Annotated in this window: 16 protein-coding genes and 1 pseudogene; 7 read left to right on the top strand and 10 right to left on the bottom strand. The window is 64.0% G+C overall.

Annotated elements, in window-relative coordinates:
• Position 1: 1 nt before the first annotated feature.
• Positions 2 to 1090: a helix-turn-helix domain-containing protein gene (locus tag KXC42_RS21560; RefSeq protein ID WP_033097421.1), complete on the top strand. Its 1089-nt coding sequence runs from the start codon at positions 2 to 4 to the stop codon at positions 1088 to 1090.
• 114 nt (positions 1091 to 1204) lie between these two features.
• Here the strand turns inward: KXC42_RS21560 and KXC42_RS21555 are convergent, their stop codons facing one another.
• Positions 1205 to 1432, bottom strand: a complete 228-nt coding sequence (locus KXC42_RS21555; protein WP_219129560.1) for a hypothetical protein — start codon at positions 1430 to 1432, stop codon at positions 1205 to 1207.
• A 551-nt stretch (positions 1433 to 1983) separates the two neighbouring features.
• Here KXC42_RS21555 and KXC42_RS21550 point away from each other — a divergent pair.
• The 6 genes and pseudogenes from KXC42_RS21550 to KXC42_RS21525 all read left to right on the top strand — a co-directional run bounded on the left by KXC42_RS21550 (position 1984) and on the right by KXC42_RS21525 (position 6255).
• Entirely contained in the window at positions 1984 to 2598 is a 615-nt protein-coding gene (locus tag KXC42_RS21550; protein WP_037215953.1) for a TetR family transcriptional regulator, read from the top strand.
• A gap of 446 nt (positions 2599 to 3044) precedes the next feature.
• Positions 3045 to 3575, top strand: coding sequence for a MarR family winged helix-turn-helix transcriptional regulator (locus KXC42_RS21545; protein ID WP_072740544.1), 531 nt, complete (start codon positions 3045 to 3047; stop codon positions 3573 to 3575).
• Positions 3572 to 3961, top strand: a complete 390-nt coding sequence (locus KXC42_RS21540; protein WP_024102225.1) for a DUF5313 family protein — start codon at positions 3572 to 3574, stop codon at positions 3959 to 3961. Before KXC42_RS21545 ends, KXC42_RS21540 begins: the two co-directional genes overlap by 4 nt.
• 179 nt (positions 3962 to 4140) lie before the next feature.
• Positions 4141 to 4629, top strand: a pseudogene (locus KXC42_RS21535) (ParA family protein); the annotation flags it as partial.
• Positions 4617 to 4916 carry a cysteine hydrolase family protein gene (locus tag KXC42_RS21530; protein ID WP_257605918.1) on the top strand — a complete coding sequence of 100 codons (300 nt, stop codon included), beginning with the start codon at positions 4617 to 4619 and terminating at the stop codon, positions 4914 to 4916. The pseudogene KXC42_RS21535 and the gene KXC42_RS21530, both read left to right, overlap by 13 nt.
• A gap of 161 nt (positions 4917 to 5077) precedes the next feature.
• Positions 5078 to 6255, top strand: a protein-coding gene (locus KXC42_RS21525) for an IS3 family transposase (RefSeq protein ID WP_219129559.1) whose coding sequence is annotated in 2 segments (ribosomal slippage) — positions 5078 to 5362 and positions 5365 to 6255 — 1176 coding nt in all. Because the reading frame shifts where the segments join, the coding sequence is not laid out codon by codon here.
• 92 nt (positions 6256 to 6347) lie between these two features.
• Here the strand turns inward: KXC42_RS21525 and KXC42_RS21520 are convergent.
• From KXC42_RS21520 to dnaK, 9 genes are read right to left on the bottom strand one after another with little or no spacing between them, the layout of a single operon-like run.
• Positions 6348 to 6788, bottom strand: a complete 441-nt coding sequence (locus KXC42_RS21520) for a DUF1931 family protein (protein ID WP_010595771.1) — start codon at positions 6786 to 6788, stop codon at positions 6348 to 6350.
• A 13-nt stretch (positions 6789 to 6801) separates the two neighbouring features.
• A complete protein-coding gene (locus KXC42_RS21515; protein WP_219129558.1) occupies positions 6802 to 8517 on the bottom strand; it encodes an FAD-dependent oxidoreductase in 1716 nt (571 codons plus the stop codon).
• Positions 8495 to 8761 carry a UBP-type zinc finger domain-containing protein gene (locus tag KXC42_RS21510; RefSeq protein ID WP_006551064.1) on the bottom strand — a complete coding sequence of 89 codons (267 nt, stop codon included), beginning with the start codon at positions 8759 to 8761 and terminating at the stop codon, positions 8495 to 8497. The genes KXC42_RS21515 and KXC42_RS21510 overlap by 23 nt, the downstream gene beginning before the upstream one ends.
• Positions 8758 to 9210 (bottom strand): thioredoxin, encoded by a 453-nt coding sequence (trxA, locus tag KXC42_RS21505; RefSeq protein ID WP_039957929.1) that lies wholly within the window; start codon positions 9208 to 9210, stop codon positions 8758 to 8760. The genes KXC42_RS21510 and trxA overlap by 4 nt, the downstream gene beginning before the upstream one ends.
• 14 nt (positions 9211 to 9224) lie before the next feature.
• Complete coding sequence (clpB, locus tag KXC42_RS21500) at positions 9225 to 11855, bottom strand: ATP-dependent chaperone ClpB (protein ID WP_219129557.1); 2631 nt, start codon at positions 11853 to 11855, stop codon at positions 9225 to 9227.
• Entirely contained in the window at positions 11837 to 12166 is a 330-nt protein-coding gene (locus tag KXC42_RS21495) for a chaperone modulator CbpM (RefSeq protein ID WP_006930777.1), read from the bottom strand. The genes clpB and KXC42_RS21495 overlap by 19 nt, the downstream gene beginning before the upstream one ends.
• On the bottom strand, positions 12163 to 13083 hold the full coding sequence (locus KXC42_RS21490; RefSeq protein WP_219129556.1) for a DnaJ C-terminal domain-containing protein: 921 nt from the start codon (positions 13081 to 13083) through the stop codon (positions 12163 to 12165). The genes KXC42_RS21495 and KXC42_RS21490 overlap by 4 nt, the downstream gene beginning before the upstream one ends.
• Before the next feature lie 5 nt (positions 13084 to 13088).
• The gene (locus tag KXC42_RS21485; protein WP_064257369.1) at positions 13089 to 13613 is read right to left on the bottom strand and encodes a nucleotide exchange factor GrpE; all 525 of its coding nucleotides are present in this window, start codon (positions 13611 to 13613) and stop codon (positions 13089 to 13091) included.
• A gap of 8 nt (positions 13614 to 13621) precedes the next feature.
• Positions 13622 to 15502: a molecular chaperone DnaK gene (gene dnaK / locus KXC42_RS21480; protein ID WP_219129555.1), complete on the bottom strand. Its 1881-nt coding sequence runs from the start codon at positions 15500 to 15502 to the stop codon at positions 13622 to 13624.
• Positions 15503 to 15928: the final 426 nt, after the last annotated feature.

Genomic DNA, 15928 nt, shown 5'->3' with positions numbered 1-15928 from the left:
TATGCAAGAGCTACTCGGACGGATCGCCCGCCTCGATCCCAGCGCCAGTTTGGGTCTGCGTGTCATCGCGTGCTTCGACGAGTTGATCGTCGGCAACGTCAACACCCGTGCCCTGCTCGCAACCGCTGCCGCGCTGGCCGGTTGTACTGCAGGGTTCCGGCAGAGCGTCCCGCCGCGGACTCTACGAGTCACTCCGAAAGGAGAAGCAGTGCAGGGTCAATCGCCGACAGATCCTTCGAATCTGCACGTGGCGTCGGAGGACGGCATCGACGTCTGGCTCGAACGCGACGGTGCTGCTGGGCCGAACGACGCACTCATCCTCGAGCGCTTGGCACTGGCTGTGCGGATCCGGAACGGGCGTGGAGCCCGGGAGATCGACAATCGCCGCCACCTCGGCATACTCACCGGTCGCGAGAGCATTCCCGACGAGCGCTTGACCGCGGCGAGTGCGCTCGGATTGTCGGCAACGGGCCTGTATCGCCTCGTTGTGGCACCGCTGTTCGCGGTGTGGCGCAATCATCCCGCCGGCCCGGAGGACGTGATCGCCACCCCGTTCGGTCCGGTCCACGCCATCGTTGTGCCGGAGCGGTACCCGCCGTTCGGCGCTTCGCCGTGCGGTATCGGAACAGCCACGCCGCCGGACTCGTTGGATCGGTCGTTCCGGACCGCGATGGTCGCTCTGCGCCTGTGCCGAACCCCGAAGGAACCCCAGGTTGTGGCCGACTCCTACGGGGGTCTGATCGAACTGCTTGCCGACGCCGATGAGCACGCTCCGCACAGCGACGCCGACCGTGTCGAGGCCATCGCACACTACGCCTGGGGGATGGCGACGATCGATGCCGTCGTCGCTGCGCAGTCCGTTCGGGAAGCGGCGCGACTGCTCAACATCCACCACAGCACGCTTCAGAGCAGGATCGATACCATCACTGCGACACTCGGTTTCAACCCGTTCGAGGGATTCGGGCGCAGCCGGCTCGGGGCAGCGTTCCTGCTGCATCGCTTGCGTACGTCGACGGTCCTCGACCTGCCGGCGGCTGCGGCACCCGGCAATGTCGCCGTGCTCGGTCCTGCTCGCCGCGCGACGGTATGAGGCCGTCAACGCTTCATGATGTGGTCTCGGTCATCTCGGTGCCGGTTCGGTGCGTTGGCGTGTCGGTGATCGCCGGAAGCGGCACAGCGTTGTGCGGGTGATGTCCCTGCGACGTCAGCTCCGGGCGGCGGAGCCGTCTTCATCCCAGTCGGGCAGGGCCGGCACTCGGGTGGCGAGGGCGGTATCGGCGACGATCAGTACGACTGCGATTGCGCGAGCCAGAGGCCGGATTACGAGGCTGGAAATCACCAGAGAACGGTCTTCCTTGGTCGTATGTCGTTCGGTGGAGCCGAGGCGTCCCGTCGGGAGAACGGGTCTGCCGATCGCGATCAGACCTGCCATCTACGTGCCGGAGGTGATCGTCCGGGCGGTTCAGCTCGGACGACAGCAGCGGTAATCGAGTATTCAACTATAATTATGCTACCCGGTTCCGAAAATCAAGTCGATCATGTCACGCGCCGAACGAGCAGCCGGACTCCCGAATCGGTCTCTGTGAGCGACACTGCCCTCGTTCGTGGGAAAGCGTAAAGAGGATTCCGATAAGGGAGAGCGCTCCGACGGTGGGAGCGATCGGCGTACCGGCTGTCCCGCAAGCAAACACCGACGAACGGCATCGATGGGACATGGCGGGCCCTTCAATCGAACGGATAGGACACAACCCGCCCTACACGGGTCGGCGTGGAAGTTCCCGGATGCCCTGCCCGTTGGAGGGGGCAGGCAGGGCATCCGGGGCGGGGTCGGTTCACCGACCGGGAACCACGGTCCGCCTACAGGGGGTGACGGATCGTGGTGGTGTTGCAAGATCGTCTTTATCGGTCGCATCGCGCGTCGCCTATATTTGCGGTACCGAGTACCCAAAATCAAGTCTCGGGTCGAAAAGAGGGGGGAATGCGATGGCTACCGGCAGACGTGGGCGTCCTCGGGTGTCGTCTCGCGCGCAGGTCGAGGTCGCCGCGTTCGAACTGTTCCTCGAACGAGGCTATGCGGAGACGTCGATCATGGATATCGTTGCGGCCGCGGGGATCAGCAAGACCACCTTCTTCCGGTACTTCTCCAGCAAAGCGGCACTCGTGTGGTTTCCTTTCGAGGAAAGTACCCGCGATCTCCAGCGCTCCTTCGGCACGGTTGACGACGAGGTGCCGGTCATGGAGGCGATCCGGGCCGGGGTGATCGATACGGTAGCGGCCCGACTCGACGACGAGGGCGTCTGGACCGCCCAGATTCGGATCCTCGACGCCTCACCGGAATTGCAGGCCGAGGGTGCTCAACGGTGGTTGGTGTGGTCCGAGGTCGTCTCGACGTTCGTTGCGTCCCGTATCGGTACGCGTCCGGCGGCGGTGGTGCCGGCTGCTGTCGGGGGTGCGGTGCAGTCCGTGGTGCTCGCCGTCCTGCGCGAGGGAGTGAGGTCTCCCGCATCCCCCGGTGAGGTGTTGACCACTCTCGATAAGTCGTTGGCTTCGCTGGGGAACAGCCTGCAGAAGTGGATCGACGAACAACCTTACAAGTAAGGCGCATCGGCCTCCTCTGCAGTGGCGGACCTACGTGCGAGATGTACCCGAGGTCCAGTGACGTGCGCATCATCGATGTACCGGATCGATGCACCGCCGGTGGCGGTGGTGGTCTGCCCCCGGACGGGACCCACCGTTTCCCGACCCGTCGCCGTCCGGAATGCCGGCAGTCGATCGTGAGGCGCCGCATCGTGCCGACCCGCAGGCCAGGCAGGGTTCGTCGCCGCTCGACCCAATGGGAACTGATGAAGTATCTGGCCGGTGATGCGCGTGGCGCCGCTGGGTTCGGTATTCGCGACACTTCGAGGGATCGGAGTGGGTGCGCAGGTGCGAGGCGCACTTGTTCGGATATCGAACTGCATCGCAGGTCGTGCCGGTGATGCACATCTCAAATATTGCTCGCACACGATTCGTTCGCGCACGACTGAGTCCGGTATGCTCGTCCTGTGACCACAGGTGACCTCGCTTCGATCGGGAACGACGACCTCCTGGCGTTGGACCGGCAGGTCTGCTTCGCGCTTGCCGTTGCCAACCGGGCCGTCCTGGCTGTCTACCGGCCTATCCTCGAGCCTCTAGGCCTCACTCACCCGCAATACCTGGTGATGTTGGCGCTGTGGGAGAAAGCTCCGATGTCGGTCAAGGCGATCGGCGAAGCGCTGGCTCTGGACTCGCCCACGCTCTCGCCTTTGTTGAAGCGCCTCGAAGCCTCACAACTGATCACTCGTTCGCGCAGTCGTGTAGACGAACGTCAACTGGTCATCGATCTCACTGCCCAAGGTCGAGCCCTGCGGAACGAAGCCCAGAAAGTCCCGGTCGCCGTGGTCGAGAAGCTCGGTGTTTCGCCGGCGGAGCTCCAGGAGCTGCATCGGGCACTGACCCTTCTCAATGATGCTGCAGCACATGCAATAACCAGTTCGGATCGACGTCCGTCCCGAGATCCATCCGAGCCACCGGATACAACGAAGGGAACACTGTGACGACCCCACTTCGCACACGACCTACCGTAATTCAGCGCCTGGCCTATGTGGTTGGCCGCCCCCTGCCTCCGCAGATGCAGGACTGGGTCCGTAACGACATCCTGGGGCCGGGCGGCGTGCGCCGCTATCTCCTCAGGTGGAATGTACCGGTCATCCCGCTGCTGCTGTTGTTCCTGCTGATCCCGGGACCGGTATGGATTCCCGTCTCCATGATGATGTTGCTGCTCTTGCCCTGGACGTACTTTTCTGTGGCGTTGATGAGCATCTGGCAACGTCATCGACTTCAGCAACACGGTCTCGATCCTGATCTGCTCGGTGCGAAGGCGCAGGCGCGTGCCTCGCGTGAACGCGAGGACTACGAACGTCGGTTCGGTCGCGCAGCCTAGGCAATGTGCGCAACCCTGACGCGGAGTCAGGGTTGCGGACCGGCGCCTATCTCACCCATGTCGGCGGGTTGTCGGGCAGCAGGGCCATCCCCGGTGTAACCGGAGGGTGAGTGTGTACTGCATATGGCGGCGACAGTCGTCGTTCGGAGTAGCGGTGCTGCGCAAGCCGGGGAGAAGAAGATCAACTCGTCGGCGGTGACGACGACGATGTTCAGTCCCCGGTCGCCGCGATCTCCGTCGACCCCCAGGGCTCCGCAGTCTGGTGGGCCTCACGTGTCGAGGAACTGCCGTTTATGATCGACCAGGTCCACGACAACCTCGACGTGCTACGTAATCTCGACAAGTTGCCCGGCATCAAGCACGTCTATGTCGACACCCCGGGCTGGATCGACCTGTCCGGTGCCGACGACGGCACCGATGTCCTCGGCACCGGTAGTTCCGCCGACGCGTTGCGCGCGGTGCTCGAGGTCGCCGATCCGGTCATCGTTCCGATCGAACCCGAGCCGCTGTGTCTCGATCCCACCGCGCGCACGATCAAGCAGGTCATCGAACCGCTCGGCAAGAAATTCATTGTCGTGGTGAACAATTGGGATCCCCGCGACGGCAAGGTCGACCTCGAACAGACCTGCGAGTTCGTCCGCATGATGAGGACACCGTGCTCACTCACCAGCGCATCGGAGCCTTCGCCCGTACCGACCTCGATACCATCCTACGCAGCAAAGGCATCACCACCCTCCTCTTCGCAGGTGTGGCCACAAACGCCTCCGTCGAGGGAACAGCCAGGGTCGCAGGCGATCTCGGATACCGAGTGGTGATCGTCGAGGATGCATGCTCTGCGGCCACTCTCGCAGCGCATCAAGCCAGCATCGACTCCCTCGCGCTACTGGCCGAGATCAGCACCGTCGACGAAGTCCGCGCTGCTTTGGCTACGACGATCAACGGCACCCCGGTTTGACCGCCGACACCAGTTCTCGGGCACAGCGCGTCGATGCCTATCCACCCTCACATTGCTGATCTCAGACCAAAAAACCGTCTACATCAGCAGTTGGGACTGCTGCACGGATAGGTGACATCTGATCTGTGGTGCCGCAAGGCACTGCTGGAAGGATGTGCCCTGTGCCGAAGCCGTATCCCAAAGAGTTCCATGACGACGTCGTCCGTGTTGCCCGTGGCCGTGAGCCCGGTCAGCAACTGAAGCAGATCGGCGCCGATTTCGGGATCAGCGAGTCCTGCCTGGCGAACTGGATGAAGGCCGCCGACGTCGAGGACGGCGTCAAGCCCGGAACCACCGCCAGTGAGAACGCCGAGCTGCGCGAAGCCCGGAAACGGATCCGGCTGCTCGAACAGGAGAACGAGGTCCTGCGTCGCGCCGCGGCATATCTGTCGCAGGCGAACCTGCCGGGAAAATGATGTACCCGCTCGTCCGTGAGTTGGCCGTTGACGGCATCCCCGTCGCGGTGACGTGCCGGGTCCTCAAAATCGCGCGCCAGCCGTACTACCGGTGGCTCGCCGACCCGGTGACCGCTGCCGAACTCGACGAGGCCTACCGGGCCAACGCCCTGTTCGACGCCCACCGCGACGACCCCGAATTCGGGTACCGGTTCCTCGTCGACGAGGCCGCCGACGCCGGCCAGACGATGGCGCAGCGCACCGGGTGGCGGATCTGCTCAGCCAACAAGTGGTGGAGCTCGTTCGGCAAGAAACGCGGCACCAAACACGTCCGTTCCGGGCCGCCGGTCCACGACGACCTCGTCGCCCGCAACTTCACCGCCGATAAGCGGAATCGATTGTGGCTCACAGATATCACCGAGCATCACACCGGTGAGGGCAAGCTCTACCTGTGCGCGATCAAGGACGTGCACTCGAACCGGATCGTCGGCTACTTCATCGACTCGAGAATGAAAGCCCGACTCGCGGTCGACGCCCTCGACTCCGCCGTCGCCCGCCGGGCCGCGGCCGGAGATCAGGTCGCCGGCTGCATCGTCCACAGCGACCGCGGATCGCAATTCCGGTCCAGGAAATTCGTCCACGCTCTCGGCCGGCACGCGATGGTCGGATCGATGGGCCGAGTCGGCGCCTGCGACGACAACGCCGCCATGGAATCGTTCTTCTCACTGCTGCAGAAGAACGTCCTCGACCGCCAGCCCTGGGCGATCCGGAACGAGCTCCGGATCGCGATCATCACCTGGATCGAACGGACCTACCACCGCCGCCGACGCCAAGCCAGGCTCGGCAGATTGACCCCTGTCGAATACGAGACCATCATGACCACACCAGCCACTCAGGCTGCGTGACCGAACCTGTCACCTGATCGTGCAGCAGTCCCCATCGTCCTCGATGTGTCTGGCACGTTTGTCCGCCATCAGTGCCCGGTCGCTGGCTGGGTTCAGAGGAGTTGATGGAAGATGTCGAGGGTGACGTTCCACTCGGCGGTCCCGGGGTTTTTGCGGTCCGGCTGGACAGTGACGAAAGTGCGCGCCAGCGCCACGCTCAAGCCGCCGGCAATCAGCGGCAATCTCTGCTCGGTTCTCTCGGAGAGGGCTACGTCCAAGGGCGGTTGGGCCGCCAGTTGGTCGAGCAGAGGTTGTAGTTCGATCTCCTCGTCCAGCTTCTCGAATCGGTCGATGCTCTCCTGCAGCCCCTTGGTGATCGGCAGGTCCCACGGTTCGATCACGTCCCGCAGGTTTGCCTTTGCCGAGGCCTTGCCGATGAGGATCACGTCGTAGATCTTGTCGTCGATGAAATCTGTATAGCGTTTGAGATCGTTCCGGTCGACGTGCAGTCCAGCCGCTACCCGGAAGAACCGCTGGAATTTTGCAGTGCCCATCACTGGCATGTCGTCAGCTCCTCTCGAAGTATTCATGGATTTGTCGTACCGCCATCGCTCCTTCACCGACAGCGGATGCGACCCGTTTTACCGAGCCGTTGCGGACGTCACCCGCTGCGAACAGACCGGCCCGGCTCGTTTCGAGTGTTCTCGACGGCGGGGCGTCGATTCTCTGGTTGCCGTCCTCACGGGCGGGGACGGCGTCCACGCCCGTGAGGACGAAGCCGTGATCGTCGAGCGCGATCGCGTCGGTCAACCACCCGGTATGCGGCATCGCCCCGATGAAGACGAACAGAGCGTGCACCCGGATCCTGGCCTTGTCGCCCGTGCGATTGTCCTCGATTGCAATCTCTTCGAGGTGCTTGTCGCCGTGGACCTCACGAATCTCGGCATTTCGGTGCACGGTCACGCGCGGATGGCGTTCGATCTGGTCGACGAGATACCGGGACATACTTTTTCCGAGGTCGTGGCCGCGGATGAGGAGGTGAACGTGGGAAACTTGGTCTGCGAGGAAGACGGTGGCCTGGCCGGCGGAGTTTCCGCCGCCGACGATGGCTACAGGGTCGGTGCCGCACAGCCGCGCTTCCTGATTGGTTGCGGCGTAATACACGCTTCTCCCCTCCAGTGCCTCGATTCCCGGAACCTCCAACTTGCGATATCGCGCCCCGGTGGCGAGCACGACCGCCCGGGCGCGGATCTCGCCGCCGTCCGCCAGTTGGAGCACATGGTGCCCGCCCTCGGATCCCAAACCGGTCACCTCCGCCGACACGAGAAGGCGGGTACCGAACTTCCCGGCCTGAATCACGGCCCGCTCCGCCAATTCGGCACCGGAGATCCCCGCCGGAAAGCCCAGGTAGTTCTCGATCCGGGAGGAGGTGCTAGCCTGCCCACCTGCAGCGATCGACTCCAGTGTCACCGTGTTCAACCCGTCGGATGAGCCGTACACGGACGCGGCCAGACCCGCCGGTCCGGCACCTACGACGACGAGGTCGCATACGTCGTGCGCTGCGTCCGGGACCGGAAGCCCGACGATGCGGGCGAGTTCGGCGTTCGTCGGATTGCGCAGCACCTTCTCGCCGTGCCAGATCACGACGGGAGTGTCCTCTGGGGCGACACCCAGGCTTTGCAGCAGTTGCTCCGCCCGTTCGTCTTGCTCCAGATCGATCCATTTGTGGGGCAGCCGGTTGCGCATCGCGAACTCGCGAAGCCGCAACGTGTCCGGGGAATAGCAGGAGCCGATGATTCGGAACCCCGAACCGAGCCCGATCAGTAGGTGCCGGCGCACCAGGTAGGCCCGCAGGATCAGATCGCTGAGCACGAGGTCGTGGGCGACGAGCTCGCGCACCCGCTCGGCTGGGACGACGAGCACCTCGCCGTCCTCGATCGCCTCGGCGGTGAAGAACGCCACCTGGCCATCCAGCAGTCCGAGCTCGCCCAGGAATCGGCCCGGACCGTGCAGGCGCAATATCCGACGCTCACCGTCCTCGGCGCCCTCGTCGATGATCGCGACCTTGCCGGAAAGGACGACGAAGAAGTCGCTGCTGCGGGTGCCCGCTCGAATCAGCACCTCGCCGGCGTGAACCGATCGACGTGTGCCTCCGGTCTCGAGCGTCGCTACCTGGGCGTCCGTCAACCGCGGGAATGCCCCGACTGCATCCGGAGTCTCGTCGTCGACGAGCTGACCGTCGCCGAGGCGGGGGGCGTCCTCAGACGAAGTTCTGGTCGACATAACACCAGCGCCAATCTTCACCGGGTTCCATCGACTGGACGATCGGATGGCCAAGGGTGTGAGCGTGTGCGCTCGCGTGCTTGCCCGGCGAGGAGTCGCAGCATCCGACGTGTCCGCACGACAGACACAGCCTCAGATGTACCCACGGGGTGCCGAGGCGAAGACATTCCTCGCAACCTTGTGGAGTGCGGGGCGCCACGGCCCGGATCGCGGTCACGTGCGGGTCGGCATGGACCGAGGTCATGGCTTCGCCTCCTTGCCTGCTTTTTCCGAGAGCGCCTGATCGAGCCATGTGCGCAACACCGGTACCGGAGCGGCGCCCGCCTGACGAGCGAGGACTTCACCCCGGTCCATCACCAGCAGCGTCGGTACGGCGCGGACGGTGAACCGTTCGGCCGTCTGGGGTGCAGCATCCACGTCAACCTTGACGAGCTTGATCTGACCTGCGCGTTCTGTGGCGAGCTGCTCGAGCGCGGGGCTGACCATTCGGCACGGAGCGCACCACGTCGCCCAGAGGTCAACGAGTACAGGCACCGAGGATTTCTCGGCGACCTCCGCGAAGTCGCCGTCTCCTGCCGAGGCGATCCAGGGCAGCGGCTCGTGGCAATTTCCGCAGCGGGGTCTCCCGTTCCCGGCCGCCGGTACCCTGTTGACCTTGCCGCAGTGTGGGCACTTCACCTTGTCGGATCCCATGACGACACCCCTTCTCAGGCCGCGATGGCGGGTTCCGTATATGCGACGGACAGTTCGCCGTCATCGACCGTGACATCGATGGTGCCGCCCGGTTCGATTTCGCCGCGCAACAGCGCACGACCTATCCTGGTTTCGACCTCATGGGCGATATACCTGCGCAGGGGTCGTGCACCGTAGACCGGGTCGAAACCGTGTTCGGCGATGAGCCGGCGTGCTTCCGGTGTGATATTCAAGTGTATCTGTCTCTCTGACAATCTGTTCCGAAGATCGGTGAGTTGTAGCTCGACGATATGTTCGATCTGGGGCAGCGTGAGCGGGGTGAACAACACGATGTCGTCGATCCGGTTGAGGAACTCGGGACGGAAGTGCCCGCGCAGTTCCGCCAGCACCCGCGCCCGGGCGTCCGGCTTGATCTCGCCGTCCGCTGTGACTCCGTCGAGGAGATGCTGGGATCCGATGTTCGAGGTCATGATGATCACCGTGTTCCGGAAATCGACCTGCCTGCCTTGAGAATCGGTGATCCGGCCGTCGTCGAGCACCTGTAGAAGGGTATTGAAGACGTCGGCATGGGCCTTCTCGATCTCGTCGAAGAGCACCACGGAGTACGGCTTGCGACGCACCGCCTCAGTGAGCTGACCCCCCTCGTCATACCCGACGTACCCGGGGGGTGCACCGATGAGTCTGCTCACCGTGTGCCGTTCCTGGTACTCGCTCATATCCAGGCGCACCATGTTGTCTTCGCTGTCGAAGAGGGCACTGGCCAGCGTCTTTGCGAGTTCGGTCTTCCCCACACCTGTCGGGCCCAGGAAGATGAACGAACCGATCGGCCGGCGCGGATCGCGAATACCCGACCTTGCTCTGATTACCGCGTCTGCGACCAGTTGCACCGCCTCGTCCTGACCGATGACTCTCTCGTGCAGGATCTCGTCGAGCTTCAACAGTTTCTCCCGCTCGCCTTCCTGCAGTCGAGCGACCGGGATACCCGTCCATGCGGCCACGATTTCTGCGATCTCGTCTTCGGTGACCACCTCGCGCAGCAACGGATTGCGGCCTTGCCTGGTGGCCAATTGCTCCTCCGCCGCCTTGAGTTTGCGTTCGAGTTCGGTGATCTCGCCGTATCGCAGCTCGGCGGCCCGATTGAGGTCGTAATTGCGTTCGGCCTCCTCGGCTTCGTGTCGCAATCGTTCCAGCTCTCCCCGCAGCTCCTGCACCCGACGGATCGCTTGGCGCTCTGCCTCCCACTGAGCGTGCCGGGCGTCGGTCTCGGCCCGCAGATCGGCCAGTTCCTTACGCAACTCCTCGAGGCGTGTCTTGCTGGCGGCGTCCGTTTCCTTGGACAGGGCGGCCTCTTCGATTTCCAGCCGGGTCACTTTCCGGGTGAGTTCGTCGAGTTCGGCGGGCATCGAGTCGATTTCGGTTCGTAGCCGGGCGCACGCTTCATCTACCAGGTCGATCGCCTTGTCCGGAAGGAAACGGTCGGTGATGTACCGGTGCGAGAGGGTCACGGCGGCCACCAGTGCGCCGTCCTGGATCTTCACGCCGTGAAACACCTCGAGGCGTTCTCGAAGTCCGCGCAGAATCGAGATTGCATCCTCGGCACTGGGCTCGTCGACGAGAACGGTCTGGAATCGACGCTCCAATGCTGCATCGGATTCGATGTGCTTGCGATACTCGTCGAGAGTGGTGGCACCGATCATGTGCAGTTCGCCGCGGGCGAGCATCGGTTTGAGCATGTTGCCGGCGTCGAGAGATCCCTCGCCGCCGACCGATCCTGCGCCGACGACGGTGTGTAACTCGTCGACGAACAACAGGATGCGCCCCTCGGCCGCTTTCACCTCGGATAGCACCGCCTGCAGCCGTTCCTCGAACTCGCCGCGGTACTTCGCGCCGGCCACCAGGGAACCCATGTCGAGCGAGAAGATCGTTTTGTCGCGTAGGCCCTCGGGCACGTCGCCGCGGACGATCCGCTGGGCGAGTCCCTCGACGATCGCGGTCTTGCCGACGCCGGGGTCGCCGATCAGCACCGGATTGTTCTTCGTTTTCCGGCTCAGGATCTGCGTTACCCTGCGGATTTCGGCGTCTCGCCCGATGACCGGATCGAGTTTGCCTGCTCGGCCCTCGGAGACGAGGTCGCGTCCGTACTTCTCGAGCGCCTCGTACGCCCCCTCCGGGGTGGCCGAGGTGACGCGCTGGTTGCCGCGCACTGTGGTCAAGGCGGCGAGGAAGGTCTCTCGTGTGACCCCATGGCTGGTGAGAACCCGTCCGGCCGCACTGGCCGACCCCTCCTCGGAGAGGGCCATCACGAGATGCTCCACCGACACGTAGGAATCCTTGAGTCGCTTTGCCTCTCGTTCGGCGGCGTCGAGCAGTTTGGCCAGGCGCTGGGTGATCATCACCTGACCGGGCGTCGCACCGGGGCCGCTGACCTTCGGTCTACGCATGAGTGCCTGTTCCAGATCGGAGCGTAGGGCGTCGACGTTCGCACCGGCCTGCTCGAGCAGTCGCGGTACGAGCCCTTCCTGCTGATCGACCAACGCGAGCAGCAGGTGCTCTCCGTCGACCTCGGTGTGGCCCATTCTGGTCGCGATGTTCTGGGCCTCCTGCAGGGCTTCTCGTGACCTTTCAGTCAGACTGCCGGTGTCCATGGGGGTGTCTTCCTTCCGTGGGACGCTGCTTCGAGTTTCTCGATTCGATCCAGCAGATCGAGCACGAGCCCGATTGCCGAGTAGTTCAGGCCTAGACCCGTCCGCAACCGTTGGATGCGGGCAGCGTGGGCCACTGCTGACGGTTCGAACAATATTTCGCCGCCGGGGTCGCGGCGTGCGTCGATCAGGCCGAGAGCCACGAGTTTTCTTGCCAGGTCGGGGTGCAGCCCGGTACGTTCGGCGAAGACATCCAGCGACATTCCGGTACGGCGAACCAATATGTACTGGGTGCCCGGGGTCGGGGTGCTCATGGCTGTTTCCTCGGGTCGAAGTTCGATTCGGCGGCCAACTGTTCGAACAGCTCGCGTTCACGTGCTGTCGGTTTCGATGGCACCATCACCTTGATTTCGGCGTAGAGGTTGCCGTTGGAGCCTCGCGGGTTGGGCATGCCTTCTCCGCGCAGGCGCAGCTTCCTACCTGTCGACGAGCCCGGTACGACTTTGACTTTCGCCTCACCGCCGGGAGTGGGAACGGCGACCGTCGCGCCGAGGGCTGCTTCCCAGGGGGAGACGGGAAGGTCGACGTAGATGTCCCGGCCCTGTACGCGGAACCGGGAATGCGGTTTGATCCGGACCACGAGGTACAGATCCCCGGGCGGTGCGCCGCCGTTGCCTCGGCCCCCTTGCCCGGCCAGCCGGATTCTTTGGCCGTCGAGGACACCGACCGGAATGTTGACGTCGTATCGCCGTCCGTCCAGACGGAGAGTGCGTTTGCCGCCCCGGTACGCCTCTTCCAGGGTCAGTTCCAGTTCCGCTTCCTGATCGGCGCCGGGAATCGGGCCGTACGCGCCACCGCCGCCGAACATCTGTTCGAAGAGGTCCTCGAAGTCGACGCCCCCCTCGCCGTCTGTGCCGTGTCCGAAGTGCACCCTCCGGCCCCCACCGCTGTACCTTCCGCCGCCGTACCCGCCGGCGCTTGCCCGGACCCGTTCGTCGTAGTCCTCGGGTACCCGACGGAAGTCGTCCCCGAATCGGTCGTAGCGTTTCCGGGTGTCTGGGTCGGATAACACTTGGTAGGCCTCATTGATCTCTTTGAACTTGTCTTCCGCAGTGGGGTCTTTGTTGATGTCGGGGTGATATTTGCGGGCAAGTCGGCGGTAGGCCTGCTGGATTTCGTCGGTGTCGGCGCTGCGCGGGACCCCGAGCGCTTCGTAGTAGTCACGCGCCATGGCGCTCACTCCTCAGGTCGGCTGACGACCACGGTGGCGGGACGCAACTGCTGTCCGTTTTCTCCGTAACCTGGCCGCAAGACCTCGATCACGGTTCCGGAGGGAAGGTCGGGTTGGGTCACCACACTGACTACTTCGTGGAGTTCCGGGGTGAACGGCACACCGACCTCGTCGTGGCGCTCGAAGCCGAGCCGTGACAGTATCTGCACCGCTTGGTCCCGGATTGCCTTCACACCCTCGACGACGGCCTGAGGATCGCTATCCGCATGGGCCAGCGCGAGCTCCAAGTTGTCCAGGACAGGCAGCCACGCCGCCGATACCCTCGCTGTCTCCGCGGCGCGTTCACGGTCGAGATCTTTGGCATACCGCTTGCGCAGGTTGTCCAGATCTGCGAGTGCTCTGCGCCAGCGGTCCTCGAGTTGAGCCAGCTTGGCTTCGGTATCGGTGTGATCAGGCCTCGTCTCGGTCTGGTCCGTGTCAGTACGGTCGGTAGCCTGCTCGGTCGTCGAATGATCAGCAGATCTGTCCATCAGGTGCCTCAGCTCCGATCGAACTCGGCGTCGATCACGTCGTCGTCATCCGACGACGCAGCGTCTTTTCCGCCGGTCTGGTATCCCTCGCCGCCGTTTTGAACCGCTGCAAGCCCGTAGAGCAACTGCTGCAGCTCCGAGGTCAGTGGCTCTACCTCCGAGGGTGGAGCACCGTCTTCTACAGCCTTCCTCGCGTCGGCGATCAACATCTCGGCACGCGCTTTCTCGTGCGGTGGCGCACTGTCACCCAGTTCGGAAAGTCGCCGTTCCACCTGGTAGGCAACCGAATCGAGGGCGTTACGTGCGTCGACCGCCTTGCGCAGCTCCTCGTCCTCACGCCGGTTCCGTTCGGCCTCGGCGAGCATGCGCTCGACCTCGCTCTGGTCGAGGTTGCCCTGTTCGCTGATCGTGATGCTCTGCTCCTTGCCGGTGTCTTTGTCACGGGCGGTGACGTTGAGAATGCCGTTGGCATCGATATCGAATGTGACTTCGACCTGCGCCTCGCCGCGTGGCGCAGGTCGGATGTCTTCCAGCCGGAACCGGCCCAGCACCCGGTTGTCGGCGGCGCGTTCGCGTTCGCCCTGCAGGACTACGACGTCCACGGCGGACTGATTGTCTTCCGCTGTGGAGAACACTTCGCTGCGTCGGGCGGGGATCGTCGTGTTGCGCTCGATGATCTTGGTCATTACCCCGCCCTGCGTCTCGACGCCGAGGGACAGTGGGGTGACGTCGAGCAACAGTACGTCGGAGACCTCGCCTTTGAGCACGCCTGCCTGGACCGCGGCACCGAGCGCCACGACCTCGTCCGGGTTGACGCCCATGTGGGGATCCTTACCGCCGGTGAGCCGGCGAACGAGTGCCTGTACCGCCGGAATGCGTGTCGAACCACCGACCAGGATCACCTCGTGGATGTCGTTGGCGGTGATCTTGGCGTCACTCATCGCCTGCTTTACCGGACCGAGGCAGCGTTCCACCAGATCTGCCGTCAGATCCTCGAACTTCGATCGCATGATCGTGGTGGTGAGGTGTTTGGGGCCGTTCGCGTCTGCGGTGACGAAGGGCAGGTTGACCTGGGCTTGAGTTACCGAGGACAACTCGACCTTGGCCTTCTCCGCCGCCTCGAAGAGTCGTTGCAGCGCTTGTGGATCCTTGCGCAGATCGATGTTCTCCGCGCTCTGGAACTCGTCGGCGAGGTAGTCCACCAGGCGCCGGTCGAAATCGTCTCCGCCGAGGTGGGAGTCGCCGGCCGTCGAGCGAACCTCGACTACTCCCTCGCCGACATCGAGCAGGCTCACATCGAACGTGCCGCCGCCGAGGTCGAAGACCAGTACGGTCTCGTGGGTCTGTTTGTCCATGCCGTACGCCAATGCCGCCGCGGTCGGCTCGTTGATGATCCGCAGGACCTCGAGGCCCGCGATCCGGCCGGCGTCCTTGGTGGCGTTGCGCTGCGCGTCGTTGAAGTAGGCCGGAACGGTGATGACCGCTTCCTTGACCTTCTCGCCAAGGAACTTGCTGGCGTCGTCGACGAGTTTGCGCAGCACCAGGGCACTGATCTCCTCTGGTGCGTACTTCTTACCTCGCACGTCGAATCGTGCCTCACCGTTGTCGCCCGGTACGACGTCGAAGCTGACCGCTTTGGCCTCCTCGGAGATCTCGTCGAAATGACGTCCGATGAAGCGTTTCGCCGAGTAGATCGTGCCCTTCGGGTTCAGGATCGCCTGTCGTCGGGCCAGCTGACCCACCAGGCGCTCGCCGCTATCGGTGAATGCCACCACCGACGGCGTCGTCCGCGCACCCTCGACATTGGAGATCACCACCGGTTCGCCGCCTTGCCAGCTTGCGATGACCGAGTTGGTGGTGCCCAAGTCGATGCCTACCGCAGTTGCCATGATTCATTCCTTTCGATTGGTCCGGCCGGTGAGTCGGCGGACGGCTCGGTCCGCGACTTCGACGTCGGCGAGGACTTCGGAGTGCCGTGGTTGTGTAGGGACATGGTCGTAAGGACTGGGAACGAGGTGAAGTCGCGCTGGCTGCCCTGTCCGGTGATGCGTGCATGAGCAGGCCGAACGGAGCGCCGACAACGGCACCGAAGATCGGCGCGTAGAAGCTGAGATCGAGGCGGGTACACGGCGGCCGGCCTCGGTGGAGTAATCAAAAGATCCAGCCTAATGGTGTAGCTGTCCACGCGCCCGCGGCGGCGCGGGCGCGGTCCAGCGGTAGTTCAGTGTGCCGATGACCTATTCGACGTGTGCTGCCGCTGCCGCGGATGCCTGGGGTTTTGCGTAGGGGCAGTCCCAGTGTCATCCGATGCGGTT

The sequence above is a fragment of the Rhodococcus sp. LW-XY12 genome, from assembly GCF_019317345.1.
In the GTDB taxonomy this organism is placed as follows: domain Bacteria; phylum Actinomycetota; class Actinomycetes; order Mycobacteriales; family Mycobacteriaceae; genus Rhodococcus; species Rhodococcus pyridinivorans.
Note: the sequence above shows the minus strand (reverse complement) of the source record. Positions and strands in the feature narration are given on the sequence as shown.

Coding starts and splice junctions, on each gene's coding strand:
- KXC42_RS21560 (WP_033097421.1), top strand. CDS start 2: ATGCAAGAGCTACTCGGACGGATCGCCCGCCTCGATCCCAGCGCCAGT.
- KXC42_RS21555 (WP_219129560.1), bottom strand. CDS start 1,432: ATGGCAGGTCTGATCGCGATCGGCAGACCCGTTCTCCCGACGGGACGC.
- KXC42_RS21550 (WP_037215953.1), top strand. CDS start 1,984: ATGGCTACCGGCAGACGTGGGCGTCCTCGGGTGTCGTCTCGCGCGCAG.
- KXC42_RS21520 (WP_010595771.1), bottom strand. CDS start 6,788: ATGGGCACTGCAAAATTCCAGCGGTTCTTCCGGGTAGCGGCTGGACTG.
- KXC42_RS21515 (WP_219129558.1), bottom strand. CDS start 8,517: ATGTCGACCAGAACTTCGTCTGAGGACGCCCCCCGCCTCGGCGACGGT.
- KXC42_RS21510 (WP_006551064.1), bottom strand. CDS start 8,761: ATGACCTCGGTCCATGCCGACCCGCACGTGACCGCGATCCGGGCCGTG.
- trxA (WP_039957929.1), bottom strand. CDS start 9,210: ATGGGATCCGACAAGGTGAAGTGCCCACACTGCGGCAAGGTCAACAGG.
- clpB (WP_219129557.1), bottom strand. CDS start 11,855: ATGGACACCGGCAGTCTGACTGAAAGGTCACGAGAAGCCCTGCAGGAG.
- KXC42_RS21495 (WP_006930777.1), bottom strand. CDS start 12,166: ATGAGCACCCCGACCCCGGGCACCCAGTACATATTGGTTCGCCGTACC.
- KXC42_RS21490 (WP_219129556.1), bottom strand. CDS start 13,083: ATGGCGCGTGACTACTACGAAGCGCTCGGGGTCCCGCGCAGCGCCGAC.
- KXC42_RS21485 (WP_064257369.1), bottom strand. CDS start 13,613: ATGGACAGATCTGCTGATCATTCGACGACCGAGCAGGCTACCGACCGT.
- dnaK (WP_219129555.1), bottom strand. CDS start 15,502: ATGGCAACTGCGGTAGGCATCGACTTGGGCACCACCAACTCGGTCATC.